This is a genomic window from Geothermobacter hydrogeniphilus, from assembly GCF_002093115.1.
Taxonomy (GTDB): Bacteria; Desulfobacterota; Desulfuromonadia; order Desulfuromonadales; family Geothermobacteraceae; genus Geothermobacter_A; species Geothermobacter_A hydrogeniphilus.
In genome coordinates this window covers 121,893-137,215 of record NZ_NAAD01000012.1, presented here as the reverse complement: position 1 = coordinate 137,215, position 15,323 = coordinate 121,893, and the positions used below count along the sequence as shown (strand labels likewise).

At 61.0% G+C, this 15,323-nt stretch carries 16 protein-coding genes; 7 read left to right on the top strand and 9 right to left on the bottom strand.

The window, feature by feature from the left end:
• Window positions 1–117: 117 nt before the first annotated feature.
• A complete protein-coding gene (locus B5V00_RS10660) occupies window positions 118–774 on the bottom strand; it encodes a thiopurine S-methyltransferase (protein WP_085010775.1) in 657 nt (218 codons plus the stop codon).
• Between the two features lie 172 nt (window positions 775–946).
• On the opposite strand from B5V00_RS10660, the gene B5V00_RS10655 reads away from it, so the two are divergent.
• The gene (locus B5V00_RS10655) at window positions 947–1,711 is read left to right on the top strand and encodes a porin family protein (RefSeq protein WP_085010774.1); all 765 of its coding nucleotides are present in this window, start codon (window positions 947–949) and stop codon (window positions 1,709–1,711) included.
• A gap of 361 nt (window positions 1,712–2,072) precedes the next feature.
• Here the strand turns inward: B5V00_RS10655 and B5V00_RS10650 are convergent, their stop codons facing one another.
• The 7 genes from B5V00_RS10650 to mobAB form a co-directional block, all read right to left on the bottom strand.
• On the bottom strand, window positions 2,073–3,284 hold the full coding sequence (locus tag B5V00_RS10650) for a molybdopterin molybdotransferase MoeA (protein WP_085010773.1): 1,212 nt from the start codon (window positions 3,282–3,284) through the stop codon (window positions 2,073–2,075).
• A 218-nt stretch (window positions 3,285–3,502) separates the two neighbouring features.
• Window positions 3,503–3,937: an MOSC domain-containing protein gene (locus tag B5V00_RS10645; protein WP_085010772.1), complete on the bottom strand. Its 435-nt coding sequence runs from the start codon at window positions 3,935–3,937 to the stop codon at window positions 3,503–3,505.
• Between the two features lie 6 nt (window positions 3,938–3,943).
• Window positions 3,944–5,068 (bottom strand): ABC transporter ATP-binding protein, encoded by a 1,125-nt coding sequence (locus B5V00_RS10640; protein ID WP_085010771.1) that lies wholly within the window; start codon window positions 5,066–5,068, stop codon window positions 3,944–3,946.
• The gene (locus B5V00_RS10635; RefSeq protein ID WP_085010770.1) at window positions 5,065–5,853 is read right to left on the bottom strand and encodes an ABC transporter permease; all 789 of its coding nucleotides are present in this window, start codon (window positions 5,851–5,853) and stop codon (window positions 5,065–5,067) included. Before B5V00_RS10635 ends, B5V00_RS10640 begins: the two co-directional genes overlap by 4 nt.
• Window positions 5,850–6,686 (bottom strand): molybdate ABC transporter substrate-binding protein, encoded by an 837-nt coding sequence (gene modA / locus B5V00_RS10630; RefSeq protein WP_139800741.1) that lies wholly within the window; start codon window positions 6,684–6,686, stop codon window positions 5,850–5,852. The genes B5V00_RS10635 and modA overlap by 4 nt, the downstream gene beginning before the upstream one ends.
• Window positions 6,676–7,023, bottom strand: coding sequence for a winged helix-turn-helix domain-containing protein (locus B5V00_RS10625; protein ID WP_085010768.1), 348 nt, complete (start codon window positions 7,021–7,023; stop codon window positions 6,676–6,678). The genes modA and B5V00_RS10625 overlap by 11 nt, the downstream gene beginning before the upstream one ends.
• Before the next feature lie 218 nt (window positions 7,024–7,241).
• Complete coding sequence (gene mobAB, locus B5V00_RS10620; RefSeq protein WP_085010767.1) at window positions 7,242–8,366, bottom strand: bifunctional molybdenum cofactor guanylyltransferase MobA/molybdopterin-guanine dinucleotide biosynthesis adaptor protein MobB; 1,125 nt, start codon at window positions 8,364–8,366, stop codon at window positions 7,242–7,244.
• Window positions 8,367–8,472: 106 nt separating this feature from the next.
• On the opposite strand from mobAB, the gene B5V00_RS10615 reads away from it, so the two are divergent.
• The 3 genes from B5V00_RS10615 (at window position 8,473) to arsB (ending at window position 10,646) form a co-directional block, all read left to right on the top strand.
• Window positions 8,473–8,814 (top strand): ArsR/SmtB family transcription factor, encoded by a 342-nt coding sequence (locus tag B5V00_RS10615; RefSeq protein WP_085010766.1) that lies wholly within the window; start codon window positions 8,473–8,475, stop codon window positions 8,812–8,814.
• A gap of 227 nt (window positions 8,815–9,041) precedes the next feature.
• A complete protein-coding gene (locus B5V00_RS10610) occupies window positions 9,042–9,464 on the top strand; it encodes an arsenate reductase ArsC (RefSeq protein ID WP_085010765.1) in 423 nt (140 codons plus the stop codon).
• A gap of 108 nt (window positions 9,465–9,572) precedes the next feature.
• Window positions 9,573–10,646, top strand: a complete 1,074-nt coding sequence (gene arsB / locus B5V00_RS10605) for an ACR3 family arsenite efflux transporter (RefSeq protein WP_085010764.1) — start codon at window positions 9,573–9,575, stop codon at window positions 10,644–10,646.
• 9 nt (window positions 10,647–10,655) lie between these two features.
• Here the strand turns inward: arsB and B5V00_RS10600 are convergent, their stop codons facing one another.
• On the bottom strand, window positions 10,656–11,162 hold the full coding sequence (locus tag B5V00_RS10600) for a rhodanese-like domain-containing protein (protein WP_085010763.1): 507 nt from the start codon (window positions 11,160–11,162) through the stop codon (window positions 10,656–10,658).
• Window positions 11,163–11,563: 401 nt separating this feature from the next.
• Here B5V00_RS10600 and phnD point away from each other — a divergent pair, with 401 nt between their 5' ends.
• The 3 genes from phnD to B5V00_RS10585 are packed head-to-tail and all read left to right on the top strand — an operon-like array spanning window position 11,564 to window position 15,233.
• Window positions 11,564–12,367, top strand: a complete 804-nt coding sequence (gene phnD, locus B5V00_RS10595; RefSeq protein ID WP_172399710.1) for a phosphate/phosphite/phosphonate ABC transporter substrate-binding protein — start codon at window positions 11,564–11,566, stop codon at window positions 12,365–12,367.
• Window positions 12,358–13,866, top strand: coding sequence for a sensor histidine kinase (locus tag B5V00_RS10590; RefSeq protein ID WP_085010761.1), 1,509 nt, complete (start codon window positions 12,358–12,360; stop codon window positions 13,864–13,866). The genes phnD and B5V00_RS10590 overlap by 10 nt, the downstream gene beginning before the upstream one ends.
• 2 nt (window positions 13,867–13,868) lie before the next feature.
• The gene (locus tag B5V00_RS10585; protein ID WP_085010760.1) at window positions 13,869–15,233 is read left to right on the top strand and encodes a sigma-54-dependent transcriptional regulator; all 1,365 of its coding nucleotides are present in this window, start codon (window positions 13,869–13,871) and stop codon (window positions 15,231–15,233) included.
• Window positions 15,234–15,323 lie beyond the last annotated feature (90 nt).

Here is a 15,323-nt window from a genome sequence, read left to right as displayed (position 1 = left end):
GATCCTCGATGTAGCTGCCGCTACACCTGTGGTTTCAGTCTTCGTGCGCCTTGCAGCTACGCACGTCTCGACCGCCCTTCAACGGTATACTTGTCGCAGCTGCTCTGCCCGACCGCCTTATCTCTTCTCCAGCAGAAACGTCTCCGCCACGAACGAATCCAGCCCCCGTTGACGCAACCCGGGATGCGCGTCGATCATTTCCTTACTGCTCAGCATCTCGATATCGAAGGCCGTGCCGTAGAGTTGTTCGATCTCCCCGGCGGGCACCGAGAAGGGCGGGCCGTCTATCAGCTGCTGGTCATAGCTGTTGCTGATCAGCAGCATCCGTCCGCCGCTCGGCATCCATTCTGTCAGCCGGGCGGCATAGTCGCGGCGCACCTGTGGCGGCAGGGCCATCAGCGCGGCGCGGTCGTAGACCAGCCGGGAACCTTGCAGATGCTGCTGTCGCAGGGCGAAAAAGTCCCCGCAATAGATGCGGATGGCGCCGGCCCGCCAGAGTTGCAGATCTCCGAGATCTTCCCTTTCCGGCTGCAGCCCGTGCTCGTCGAAAAAGGCCTGGATCGCTAGTGGGCTCAGCTCAATCCCGACCACCTGCAGTTTTTGCTCCGCCAGCCATGCCAGGTCGCGGCTCTTGCCGCACAGCGGGACGAAAATTACCTCGTCGGGTTTCGCCTGCAACCGGTCGAAGTTGGCCAGCAGCTGCGGATGATCGCAGTCGAGATGAAAGCCGATCTCTCCCCGTTGCCAGCTCTGGTGCCAGAATTCATGGTTCATGGTTTCAGCTCCTTGATGCGGCAGATGCCCTTTGTCGCTGCCGTAAAGTGTCGGGCGGGATGTCGAACAATTGACCCGTGGATTGTCGCTCTCTGTAATATCAATGGGTTAAGTGTTTGGTTCGACCTTTGCATTATACTCGAAGCCAATATTCCCATTCAGGAGGTTTCTCATGCAACTGCGTTCGATTCTACTGCTGCTCTGTGGACTGCTGCTGGCGGTCGGAACCGCTTCGGCCGATGAAATTCTTTCGGTCAAGGCCGGTTATATCTCCCTTTCTCCGGATGGAGATTTTGCCGTCGACGGCGGTGGTCTGGCCGGAACCCGCATCAATCTGAAGGACGACCTCAACTATGACGACAGTGAGGATTTCATCGGTGAGGCGGCGCTGAATCTCGGTCCCTTCCGGCTGTCGGCGGGGTATCTGCCGATCGAGTTTTCCGGTAACGGCAATCTCAAGCGGCAGATCATTTTCAACGGCCAGACCTTCAATGTGAACACCAATGTGTCGAGCGATGTCAATATCGACATGTATGATTTCGGTCTCGTCTGGCACATCATCAACATTGATGACCTGCCGGTGCGGCTGCAGTTCGGACCTGAACTGTCGGTCAAGTATATCGATGGCGAGGTTTCGATGCGGGACAGCAGCGGTGCTCTCAACGAGAAGGATTCGATCTCGGCGCCGGTGCCGACCATCGGCGCCCGTGCCCGCGTCGGTCTGGCCGACTGGCTGGCCCTGGTCGGACGGGTCGGTTACCTTGAATACGACGGCAACACCCTGCTTGACGCCGATGGCCAGATCGAGTTTTCGCCGCTGCCGCTGGTCGGGGTCTATGCCGGTTACCGCTACATCGACATGGAGGTGGATGAATCGGGAGTGTTTATTGATGCGACGTTGGACGGACCCTACGGAGGACTCTTCGTCAGGTTCTAGGGCGGCCGATACGCACGCATCTGCTGCGTTGCTCCCGCACCTCGTCATTCCGACGTAGCTGTCGCTACGCCTCATTCCTCGGCGCGTGAGGCGCCTTGCAGCACGTACGTCTCGACCGCCTTCGGCTGCAGTGTTGGGGGCGGCCGACATCCGCACACATCTCGACCGCCTCGGACCGGTTTCTGGATCGAGGCGGTTCTTTTTTCTGTTTTTTTTGACTTGTCCTCCCCGTGTTGTCGCCGCCGGAGAGAGGTGGGCGTTTCGGGAAAGAGCCGGACGAATGTTTGAGGCGCAGCCGAGTTTTTGTCCTGACCCCGAAACCTCACTCCCGCGTCTCAGCGCCTCTGCGCGAGGCCGCTTCTCAGCAGGTTCGTCCCGGCGGCAGCCTCAGCAGCAGCACCTCCACCTCGCTGCCGGCTTCCAGATCGGGGCTTTCGACCGGCACCGGCAGCAGGGCGCAGGCCTCCTGCAGGGAGCGGTTCTGGCCCGAACCCTGGCGCTGGGAGGGAATGGCGCGGTAGCGGCCGTTCTCTTCTTCGAGCCGGCACCAGAGGAAGTTCTGTCGCTTGTGGCCGCCTTTGACCTTTTCCGCCAGGGTGCAGCGCAGTTTCGGCGGCAGCGGGTCGCCTTGCCCGGCCAGACGCCGCAGGGCGGGGCGGACGAAGATCTCGAAGGTGGCGCCGGTGGCCGCCGGGTTGCCCGGCAGACCGAAAACCGGTTTGCCCTGCAGGGTGCCGAACAGGATCGGTTTGCCCGGCTTGATGCGGGCCCGCCAGAAGCGGCGCTCGAAGCCGAGTCGGTTGAGGGTTTCCTGCATGTGATCTTTCTCTCCGACCGAGACTCCGCCTGTCGAGAGCAGCAGGTCGGCCTGCAGCCCGGCACGGATCACCTCTGCCAGGGCGTCGGGGGTGTCCCGGCCGATGCCGAGCGGCAGCGGTTCGCAGCCGATCTCCCGCAGCAGGGCGCAGAGCATGGGCAGATTCGAGTTGACGATCTGGCCCGGGCCCGGTGTCTCACCCAACGCCACCAGTTCGTCGCCGGTGGAGAGGATCGCCACCCGTGCCCGGGGATGAACATTGACCCGGGTGATGCCGGCTGAGGCGAGCAGGGCGATCTCACCGGGACGCAGTTCGGTGCCCGGTGACAGCAGTTCTTCCCCGTTGCGGAATTCCTCTCCCCGGTAGCGGACGTGCTGGCCCTGGATCGGTGCTTTCAGCAGAGTGATGGATCCCTGCCGTTCCTCCACCTCTTCCAGGGGTATCACCGTATCGGTTCCCGGCGGCAGCGGTGCGCCGGTGGTGATCTGCGCCGCCTCCCCGGCGGCGACCGGCTGGTCGAGGGGGTGCCCGGCGAAGGCGCTGCCGATCAGGGTCAGCGTGCCGCCTTCGTCCTGTCCGGTGTAGGCGAAGGCAAAACCGTCCATCGCCGAGTTGTCTGCCGCCGGCAGGTCCCAGCAGGCCTTGACCGGTTCAGCCAGGACATGACCGACCGCCTCTTCCAGAGGGATGTCAACCGGCGGCAGGGGCGTGATGGTGTCGAGAACAATTTTGATGGCTTCATCGTAGCTGATCATGTGAAAGTCCTGAAATCAAATTGGGCCGCCAAGTCGCCAGGGGCGCCAAGAAGGTCAAAAACTCATTTAACGGAGAGGCGGAGAGGAGCAGAGACGGAGAAAAAATCTTTTGGGTTTAAAACCAAAAACTGCTTTTGGTTTTCTCTGCGTCCTCTCCCTCTCTGCGACTCTCCGTTAAAAAAGGTTTTCTTGGCGCCCTGGCGTCTTGACGGCAGATTTTAATGTTCGATCCGGATAATTTCATCCCCCGGCTTCACCACCCCGCCTTCGATCACCCTGGCGAAGATGCCTTCCTTCGGCATCACGCAGTCACCGGCCTGGTAGTAGATGGCGCAGCGGTTGTGGCACTCCTTGCCGATCTGGGTCACCTCGAGCAGGGTCTCGCCGATCTGCAGGCGGGTGCCGACCGGCAGGTTGACCAGGTCGATGCCTTCGGTGGTGAGGTTCTCGGCGAAATCCCCCTTGTCGACATCGAGCCCCAGGGCCTGCATCTTGGCGATGCTCTCCCGGGCCAGCAGGCTGACCTGGCGGTGCCAGTCCCCGGCATGGGCGTCACCGACAATGCCGTGCTCGGGGCGCAGCTCGACCTGGTCGACCGGGGTCTTGCGTTCTCCCTTGTTGCTGCTGATGCAGGTTGCAACCAGTGTGGCCATTGTCTTTCATCCTTCCATGTATGAGTGTTGTCCCCGTGGTTCGTCGTCGGGCGGCAGAACCCAGAGGCTGCGCGCCCTGAGACTGATTCTGACGTTGTCGCCGGTATCCAGTCCCAGGTCGCGAAAAGCACAGTTGGGGAGGTTGAGCTCGATGGTTGCCGGGGACTCTCTGAGTTTGACAACCAGGGTATGATAGCCGCCGAAGCCGAAGATGTCGACAATCTCCGCCGCGAACAGGTTGTCCCGCAGATCATCCCCGACCGGGCGGTCGGGACGGATCAGGGTGACCTCTTCGTTGCGGATGCCGACCGCCACCCGGGTGCCGACCGGCAGCTCCCGTTCCGATGCGCAGACCAGATCCAGTTCTCCGCGCAATCGCATCCGGCCGTCCGGGAGTCGTTCGGCGACGGTCAGGGAAAAGATATTCTGATGGCGCAGGAAGCGGGCGACACTCAGGTTGGCGGGTCCGTAGTAGATGTCGTCGCTGCTACCGAGCTGCTGCAGTCTGCCGTCGATCAGCACGGCGATCTGTCCCCCGAGCATGAAGGCTTCCTCCTGGTCGTGGGTGACATGCAGGATGGTGACCCCGAGTTCACGATTGATCTGTCGCAGCTTGATCTGCAGCTGGCGGGTGATGCTGGCGTCGAGGGCCGAATGGGGTTCGTCGAGAAACAGCAGCTGCGGATTCGGCAGCAGGGCCCGCGCCAGGGCCACGCGCTGTTTTTCGCCGCCGGACAGGGTGGAGATGTCCCGGCGCGTGAGGGGGCCTTCCAGGTCGAGCATGGCGACCAGTTCCGCCAGCCGGTCCCGGCTGGCGGCCGGATCGAGACGGCGCACCCGGCTGCCGAAGAGGATGTTGTCCTGCACCGAAAGGTGGGGAAAGAGGGCCAGGTCCTGCGGCAGGTAGGCGATATTGCGCCGCTCCGGCGGTTGCGCCGCCATTTCCCTGCCATTGAGCAGTACCCTGCCGGCAACAGGTTTCAACAATCCCATCAGGGCTTCAAGGAGGATGGTCTTGCCGGCGCCGGATGGGCCCAGCAGGGTCAGGTAACTGCCGGCCGGGATGCTGAGATCAACCGGTCCCAGGCGGAAATCACCGCACGCGATTTGCAGTTGTTCGGCGCGGATCATGGCCGTCGCCCTCCGACCAGCCGAACCAGGAAGAGCACGGCGAAGCTGATCAGGATCAGGATCAGGATCAGCACCACCGCGCGCGACAGGTCGGCTGCCGACATGGCCAGGTAGATGCTGCTCGGCAGGGTGGCGGTCTGCCCCCTGGCGGTGCCGGCGACCATCACCGTGGCGCCGAATTCGCCGATCGCCCGGGCCCAGCAGAGGATGAAAGCGGCGAGGATGCCGCGTCGCGCCAGCGGCAGGGTGACGCGCAGGAAGCTGCCGCCGGCACTGCAGCCGAGCAGTCGCGCGACCTGTTCATAACGGGGTGAAATCTCCTCAAAGCTTGCCTTGAGCATGCGCACCGCCATCGCCACCACGACGGTGAACTGGGCGGCGATCACCCCGGCGACGGTGAACGGCAGGGTCAGCCCCAGGCTGTGCAGGAAACGACCGGGCGGGGTGTTCAGCGCCATCAGGATCAGGGTGCCGAGAGCGACCGGGGTCAGTACCACCGGCAGGTCGAGCAGGGTGTCGAGCAGGCGCTTGCCGGGAAAGCTCAGCCGGGCCAGGGCGTAGCCGACCGGTACGGCAAACGCCAGGGCCGCCAGGGTGGCGATGGTGGCGCTGACCAGGCTGAGGCGGATGGCATCCAGCAGGGACGGCGAACTCAATTCCGCGCGCAGCGCCGCCCAGCTCAGGTAGGGCGCCTGTCCTCCCAGCAGCAGCAGGAAATAACCGGCCAGCAGGCCCATCGGCAGGATCAGGGCCGCCAGGAAGATTCTGTTGTGATGGGGGGTCACTGCCAGTCTCCGGGCAGCAGGTACTCGCCGCCCAGTTTTGCCCGCGGTGCCAGGAGGCGGATGTCGGCTTCAGCGGTGATGTATCCCCAACGCGCAAAGACCGCGGCGCCTTCAGGGCCGGTCAGGAACTGCAGGAAATCTCCGGCGGCCTGTTTGCGGGTGCTGGTGCGGATCACCGCCGCCGGGATGTAGGCGATGCGCGGGATCTGCTCCGGTTGCAGCAGGATGACCTCGCTTGCTGCCGGGTTCCAGCTGCCGAATTCCCGCCAGCCGAGGACGGCATCGACCTGTCCCAGCGGAATCATGGCGGCGGCCTTGGCGCAGCTCTCCACCATGCCGACCAGGTTGGGGCGGACTTTTTCCAGCAGGTGATTGAAGGCCAGCAGTTCAACCCCGTAGAGCCCGACGCAGACCCCTTCCGGGTCGGCCATGCCGACCCGCAGGCCGGGCCGCGCCAGGTCGTTCAGGCCGCTGATCTTCGCCGGGTTTCCCTTGGGGACGATGATCGCCGGCAGCAGGTAGGCGAGAATTTTCGCACCGGGGTCGAGCAGCCGAAAGCGCTGTGCCTTGCTGAGGAAATCGGGTGAACCGGGGATGTAGAGGTCACCCGCCCCGGTCAGGCGGATCTGGTTGAGCATGGTTCCCGAACCGCCGAAATGGAGAATGACCCGGTTGCCGGTCTGCTGCCGCCAGGCCGCGGCCAGTTCTTCCAGCGGGGGTTGGGAGGCGGAGCCGGCAAACACGGTGATTTCGTCTGCCGGAGCGATCACCGGGATCAGCAGCAGGGCAAGGCACCCCAGGATCCCGAGGGTCCGGAAGCGGCTAAAGATCATCCTGTGCCCCCTCGCGGAATTTCTCGTCGACCATCGCCTCCAGCCCCTGTTTGAGCCGGGCATAGCGCGCCAGCAGGGCAACCGTCTGCTCGGTGAGGGACGTTGATCCTCCACCTTTGCCGCCCTTGACCCGTCTCACCAGGGGAAAGGGGGCATGCTCCTCCATCTGTCGCAACTGTGACCAGACCTTGCGATAGGGAATGCCGAGTTCGGCGGCGGCCGCGTTGAGCGACCCGGTTCGCTGGATGGCCAGCAGCAGCCGCTCCCGGCCGTCGCCCAGCAGGGGTTCACCGTCGACTTCCAGCCAGACTTTGCTGCGCACGCGGATGGTTTTCATTGAAATCAAGCCTTTCGCCACCAAGACGCCAGGAGCACCAGGAAGGCCAAGATCACATTTAACGGAGAGGCGGGGAGGAGCAGAGACGGAGAGAAATCTTTTGGGTTTAAAACCAATCACTGTTTTTGATTTTCCCTGCGTCCTCTCCTTCTCTGCGACTCTCCGTTAAAAAAGGTTTTCTTGGTGTCCCTGGTGTCTTGGCGGCCCAGAACCGGGATTTATCGCAAATACCGCTCCTCGATGAAATCGGCGATTGCCGGCACGTCATTGAGGTCGAAACAAGGCACATCCAGCTCAAGCCGGACATCGCTGGCGACCGCGATCAGGGTCGGATCGTGTTCCTCACCCCGGCACAGCAACTGTTCGCTGCGCTCCCGGCGGTGGACTTCGATCTTCGGCATGCTGCTGCGTTTGAATCCTTCGGTGAGGATGATGTCGACATCGTCGCAGTAGTCGGCGATGGTCTCGTCGAGGGAAGGTTCCTCTCCGGCGGGATTCTGTTTCACCATGGCGACCTGCTGTGGCGAGGTGATCAGCATGGTGTCAGCTCCGGCCCGGGTCAGGCGCCAGGAGTCCTTGCCCTCGTGATCGATACTGAAGCTGTGGGCGTCGTGCTTGATGGCGGCCACCCGATGTCCGCGTTGTTTCAGTTCGGCAATCAGTTTCTCCAGCAGGGTGGTCTTGCCGGTACCGCTTTTGGCGACCACGGAGACGACCGGTGGGGTCATGGCTGTTTCTCCTTCCTGAAGGTCCTTGAACCGGGCCAGTTGTTCGGGAGTGTTGAGATTGACCAGCGAACGTTGCCAGCCCGCCGGCAGCTCCGGCGGATCGAGATAGCGGATGTTGATCCGCTGGTAGAAATCGTAGATGCGGTACTGGTCCCGGCGCAGCATCTCTTCCATCTGCCCGAGGCAGTTTCGGTGATAGAGGGCGAACACCGGTTCGTAGCCTTCGGGAGTGCGCGGGACGACGGCATCCCGCCCCTGCCGCAGTGCCAGCATCCGTTCGACAATGGCCGGGTCGGGGCGGGGCATGTCGCAGGGCGCGACCAGGATCCAGTCAGTTTCCGCCGCCCGCAGCCCGGTATACAGCCCGCCCAGGGCGCTGCCCGGGTAGAGGTCGGGGACCGAGGGCAGGTCGGGGGCTTCCAGGTCGGGTCGGTCGCCGGCGATCAGCACCCGGACGCAGAAATGGCGCAGCAGGTCGAGGGCGCGCCGGTAGAGGGGTTGTCCGTCGATTTGCAGCCGCGCCTTGTCGCACCCCATGCGCAGGCTTCTGCCGCCGGCCAGCAAGACCCCGGTGAGGTCGGGAAAGTCGATATTTTCGTTGTGCGTATTCTGCATAACGAGGAAAAGTGTAAGGGATATTTAATCGTGCGGCAAGAGAAAAGTACTCCAGGGCAGGAAAAGTTGTTGCAAGAAATTCGGATATCCGGATATCATCGTTCCTATGAAAAAACTCACTGACGAAATCAAGGCTCTCGGCGACGAAACCCGGCTGCGGATTCTCAACCTGCTGCGGGATGCCGAGCTCTGTGTCTGCGACCTGTTCGCCGTCCTCAACCTGCCGCAGTCGACTGTCTCGCGGCATCTCGCCATCCTCCGCCGCGGCGGTTGGGTGATCGACCAGCGGCGGGGCAGCTGGATGTTCTACCGGCTGGCCGATGACGCGGCGGCGGCTGCGATCCTCACCCCGCTGCTGGAACGGATGACCGGTTGTGAGCGAGCGGTTGCCGACCAGGGGGCGCTGCGAACCTACCTGGCAAAGAAAAGCGAAGCAGAATGTTTATGACGCCGCCCGTTAGCGTTGCTCACTCAAGACGCCAAGGGCGCCAAGAAGGTCAAAAACTCATTTAACGGAGAGGTGGGGAGGGGCAGAGCCAGAGAGAGAATCATTTTAGGTTTAAAACTAAAAACTGTTTTTGGTTTTCTCTGCGTCCTCTCCCTCTCTGTGGCTCTCCGTTAAAAAAGGTTTTCTTGGCGTCTTGGCGGCCCAAGATTTTTGAAAGGTTTTCCCCGATGGCAAAAACACGCGTCCTCTTTCTCTGCACCGGCAATTCCTGCCGCAGCCAGATGGCCGACGGCCTCATCAACCACGACTTCGCCGGCCGGATCGAAGCCTTCTCCGCCGGCACCGAGCCGCACGGCCTCAACCCGAAAGCGGTACGGGTGATGGCCGAGGTCGGCATCGACATCTCCGGCAACAGCTCCGATCACCTCAGCCGCTTCCAGGGTGAGCCTTTCGATTACGTCATTACCCTCTGCGGCGACGCCGACGAGAAGTGTCCGCTCTTTTTCGGCAGTACCAAACGGATCCACATCGGCTTCGACGATCCGCCGAAGGCGACCGGCAGCGAGGAGGAGGTACTGAATGTCTACCGGCGGGTGCGGGACGAGATTCGTCAGCGGCTGGGGGAATTTTTTACAAGCAAAATCGGCTAAGGGTGAAAGGCGAAAGGCCAAGGGTTAAGGGCGAAAGGTTTTGACCACGGAATTTTCCCCTTAGCCTTTAGCCCTTTGCCTTTAGCCGCCTTTGAAAGGGGTTCTATCATGCAGCACGGACTCACCAAAAAACTCAGTTTCCTCGACCGCTACCTGACCCTGTGGATTTTCCTCGCCATGTTCGTCGGTGTCGGTACCGGCTGGCTGTTTCCCGGTGTCAAGGGCCTGGTCAACGCCTTCAGCGTCGGTACCACCAACATCCCCATCGCCATCGGTCTGATCCTGATGATGTACCCGCCGCTGGCCAAGGTGCGCTACGAGGAACTGGGCGAGGTGTTCGCCAACAAGCGGATTCTCGGCATCTCGCTGATCCAGAACTGGGTGATCGGTCCGATCCTGATGTTCATCCTCGCCATCGTCTTCCTGCACAACTATCCGGAGTACATGGTCGGGTTGATCATGATCGGCCTGGCGCGCTGCATCGCCATGGTCATCGTCTGGAACGAACTGGCGAAGGGCAACACCGAGTACTGTGCCGGCCTGGTGGCCTTCAACTCGGTTTTTCAGGTTCTCTTCTACTCGGTCTATGCCTGGTTCTTCGTGACCGTCCTGCCGCCGTTGTTCGGCCTGCAGGGCGCGGTGGTCGAAATTTCCATCGGCCAGATCGCCGAGAGTGTCGCCATCTATCTCGGCATCCCCTTCGTTGCCGGGATGCTGACCCGGCTGGTGCTGGTCAAGTCGAAGGGGCGTGACTGGTACGAGCGGACGTTCATTCCGAAAATCAGTCCCATCACCCTGGTGGCGCTGCTGTTCACCATCCTGGTGATGTTCAGCCTGAAAGGGGAACTGATCGTCTCCATCCCCCTCGATGTGGTGCGGATCGCCATCCCGCTGCTGATCTACTTCGTGGTGATGTTCCTGGTCAGTTTCTGGATGGGCATCAAAAGCGGGGCGGACTACAGCAGGACGGCGACGGTGGCCTTCACCGCCTCCGGCAACAACTTCGAACTGGCGATCGCCGTGGCGGTGGCGGTCTTCGGCCTCGATTCAGGGGTCGCCTTCACCGCGGTCATCGGCCCGCTGGTCGAGGTGCCGGCGCTGATTGGGCTGGTGAACGTGGCGTTCCGGCTGCGGAAGAAGTATTTCGGTTGTCCGCTGGACTCTGCAGCAGAAGAAATCTGAGAGCGGCTGTCAACAGCCCATGTCCTCTTCATCGTCGTCTGTGTCGTCGGCGGGCGAGGTGTCGACCGGTGTCTGGTTTTTTTTGAAGTCAAGTGCCGGGGCCGATTTGGCGGTGATGGCCGGGGTCAGGGCCTTGAGGCCGCCGCCAAGGTTGACGACATTGTCGTAGCCGAGGATATGCAGCACCGTCGTCGCTCCTTCGGCGCGACGACCGCTGTGGCAGTAGGCGACCACAAGCCCGTCATGGGGAATCTGGTCAAGGTGCTCGGCCAGTTGGTCGTAGGGGATGTTGATGGCGCCGTTGATATGCATAACGGCGAACTCCTGCGGTGTACGAACATCAATCAGGGTGATTTTCTCTTCCGATCCCAGACGTTTGAGGAAACTTACGGCACTTATTTTATGGGTTGTCGGGTTGCTGTGGAGAAACTTCAGGATCTCCTGCGGAACCTTGGGGGCGGCAAATCCTCCTGCGGGGATGAGCAGCAGGGCGAGAACGAGCAATATTCTTCTCATCAAAGATCTCCTTGCTGAAATATTCTAAAAACCATATATAGAGGAAACCATAACCGGAAAGATTTTCACGCGTCAAGGTGTAAAATTTGTTTTGCAAAATATAGGCCCGAGATTATCTGCTACTGGTTGCCTGGGTTCATTTCGTGCGTAGAGCCTGTTGGGAGCAAATGGTATCGGTTTCCATGATTACTCCCGGGATGCTGGAGAGTGGTGTTTTTCTATATTGCCGGGAAGGGACGTGTGTCTACGGCCCGGTTATTGCTAGGTATTCGAGAGGGGCAATTCGGCGGGTATTTCTTCAGATGGGGGTTACCGAAAGGGTTCGATTGATGCGCATCATTCTGGGTGTCTGTTTGCTGTTATGTCTGTTGCCAGTACCCTGTTTCGCCCTTGAAAGGGGGATGGATAATAAGCCGCAGGTGTATTTCGGGGTGATTCCGCGTTACAACCCGATGGTCATGTATCGGAACTATCAGCCGATCATGGACTACCTCAGTGAACAGACTCCCTATCATTTCGAATTGAAACTGGCCCGCGACTACGAAGAAGCGGTCCAACTGTTGAAAAGCGGGACGGTCCAACTCGCCTCGCTCGGCGATGTGACCTTCTTCGAGGCCAACCAGGGGTTCGGCGCACTCCCGATTGTTCGGCCCCTGAACAAGCTCGGGCGGGCTGAGTACCGCAGCATCATCATCACCCGCAAAGATTCCGGGGTGAACTCGCTGACCGACCTGAAAGGCAGGAGTTTCGCATTCGGCAATCTCCATTCGACTTCTGGGAATCTCATCCCCCGGTTGTTTCTCTACCGCCACGGCGTCACCTTGTTTGACTTCGGCCGCTTTGAAAACCTTGAAACCCATACTGCGGTCGCCAAGGCGGTACTTAAGGGGAAGGTCGCTGCCGGCGCGGTCAAGGATGTGGTCGCCTATCGTTACCAGCCTCATGGTTTGAAACTGATCGCCGAATCGGAGCCGATTCCGTCGGTGCCGATTGTCGCCCGACCGGATGCTGAACCGGCTCTGATTGCGGCTGTACGCAAGGTCCTGCTGGCGATCGACCCCGGTGATCCGAAGATGATCAAGAGGATGCATGATTGGGACCCCGAGTTCCGCAATGGCTTCGTTGCTGCCAGCGCCGAGGATTACGCGCCGATATTCAAGATGATGGAAGATGTCCCGGGAGGTTGCGGTCGGCGATGCCATTGAATCCGTTTCGATTTGTCAGCCTGCGTACCCGCTTCATGCTGATCGCCCTGTTGTTGACCCTGGTTTTTTCCGGAGTCTGGGGGTTCTGGACCTGGCAGCGTGAGCAGGCCCTGCTCTGGGATCGAATTGAACGTGAGGGGGAAATGCTGGTTTCCTCGATGTCGATCCCGATCATCAATGCCCTGCTCTACGAGGAACTGGGGATTATTGAAGAGGGCGGGTTGCTCGATAACTTTGTGGCCGACATCATGGCCAACCCGCGACTCCATCCTCTTTACGCTCTGGTGACGGATCAGCACGGCAAGGTTCTGGCGCATAATGTTCTTTCCGAGTACGGCAAGATCTACCAGGATGAGATCACCCTTACGGTTCTGGCCGCGGACGGTCTGGTTATTCGGCAGGGTAAAAACAGCAAGGGGCCGCTGCTCGATTTTGGCATGCCGCTGGCGATTTCCGGCAAGCGTTGGGGGTGCCTGCGGCTCGGAGTTTCCCTGCAGCCGTTGCAACAGGAACTGCGCCTGCTGCAGGGACGGATTTTCAGTTTCACCCTGCTGTTCGCATTCGGCGCTATGGCAGCCTTTACCCTGATCGGCAACCGTCTCAGCCGGCCGCTGATTGCCCTGGCCGGAGACATGGAAAAGGTCCCCGACCTGACCCATGAGTTTACGCCCCAGGCCGGGCGTCGTGACGAAATCGGCCAGTTGCAGCAGAGCTTCGCCCGCCTGCTTGGGCGGCTCAATCAGGCTGAGGAGGAGCGTAACCGGACCCTGGAGCGGCTGCTCGACAATGAGCGGCTGGCGACGGTCGGCAAGCTGGTTTCCGGGGTGGCGCACGAGATCAACAATCCCCTGGCCGGTATCGAGGGGGCGCTGTTCCGCATCCGCCGGCGCAGCAGTGACGAGACCCTGCCCTACATCGAGCTGGTGCAGAAAGAAGTCGATCGCATCGGCGGGATTGTTCGCCAGTTGCTGGACCTGGCCAGGGCCGGGCGGCTGGAACGCGAGGAAGTTGACAGCGAGGCTTTCTTCGGCGAAATCGATGGCTTTGTCCGCATGGTGCTGCGGCCCCTGGGGATTGACTACCAGAGCCGTAATCTCTGTCGGCGGCAATCCCTCTGGATTGATCGCGACAAACTCTACCAGGTGGTACTCAACCTGTCTCTCAACGCCGCGGATGCAGTGCAGGAGGCCGCCCCGACGGACGGCGGACGGGTTGAAATGCTGGTCTACGACGCCGACAATGACTACTGCATCCAGATCAAGGATAACGGTCCCGGATTGCCGCCGGGCGCGAAGCAGAAAATTTTCGAACTCTTTTACACCACCAAGGAACCCGGCAAGGGCACCGGCATCGGGCTGGCGATCTGCCGCAGTATCGTTGAACGGCACCACGGCAGTCTGGAACTGCTGGACAACGAGATCTCCGGCGCCACTTTCCTGGTCAGAATCCCGTTGATTGAAGAACTGCCCGATGGTGCCCCGATCCCGGAAGAGAGCTGAGCGTGAACAGGAACCTGCTGCTGGTCGAAGATGATCCAACCCACCGCCTGCTGCTGGCGGAGAATCTGAGCGACGCCGAATACCGGGTGACGGCCGCCGAGACCGGTCAACAGGCTCTTGATCTGCTCTGCCGGCAGGTTTTCCCGGTGGCCCTGATCGACATCCGCCTGCCCGACTTGTCGGGGCTGGAGCTGCTGCGCGAATTGCGGCAGCGGCAGCCCGACTGTTGCGTGCTGCTGATGACCGGGCAGGCCACAGTGGAGGATGCGGTCGCCGCCATGCGCGAGGGCGCCCACGATTACCTGGCCAAGCCGTTTCGTACCGAACTGCTGCTGATGAAGATGGAGCGGGCATTCCACCTGCAGCAGTTGAAGGCCGAGAACCTCGCCCTGCGGGAAGAGGGACCGGTCCAGTTGGCCAGCGCTTCTCCGCTGTTCCAGAAACTGCTCGGCGCCTGCCGGGCTGCGGCGCCGACCGATGCCACGGTGCTGCTGCTTGGGGAGAGCGGGGTCGGCAAGGAACGCCTGGCGGAATATCTGCACCGCCACAGCCAACGTTCCGGAAAGCCCCTGGTGCGGGTCAATTGCGCGGCGATTCCGGAGACTCTGCTTGAAGGTGAATTGTTCGGCTATGAAAAAGGCGCATTCACCGGTGCCCAGAAGGCCCATATCGGGCTGCTTGAGCAGGCAGAGGGAGGAACCCTGTTTCTTGATGAGATCGGCGAAATCCCTCTGGCGATGCAGGTCAAGCTGTTGCGGGTGCTGCAGGAAAAACAGCTGCGTCGTCTCGGCAGCGAAAAGGAGATTGATGTCGATTTCCGTCTTATCGCCGCCACACACCAGAACCTGGAACAGCTTCTTGCCGAGGGGCGGATGCGCGAGGATTTCTACTACCGGCTCAATGTCGTGCCGCTCAAAGTGCCGTCTCTGCGTGAGCGTCCCGAAGACCTGGTACCGTTGATCGGGCAGATTGTCGGCCAGATTGCCGGCCAGTATCGGCAGCCGCCGATCAGTTTTGACCCGGCCGCCCTGCAATTGCTGGAGCGCTACCGTTTTCCCGGCAATGTCCGGGAATTGCGCAATCTTCTCGAACGGTTGCAGGTCCTCTGTCCAGGCGAGACGATCCGTCCGGCGCAACTTCCGGCCGAAATCTGCGGATCCGACCGCGGCGCCGGCAGTGAGCTGGTGCAGGGATTCCGCACCGACCAGACGCTGAGGCAGGCGATCCAGCAGTTCGAGGAGCGCTTTATCCGGCGGGTGCTGGAGGAAGAGGGGGGAAATCGTACTGCCGCCGCCCGGCGGCTCGGGATCTCGCGGAAAAATCTCTGGGAAAAACTACGAGAATGGACAGGCGTTACCAACCGGTAACATATGATGAAAGACAGTCAATAGACTGATATTTCAGGAAAAACTGCGACAGGGTCCCGCGGGTGCTACCGAAAGGTAACAATCGTGGGT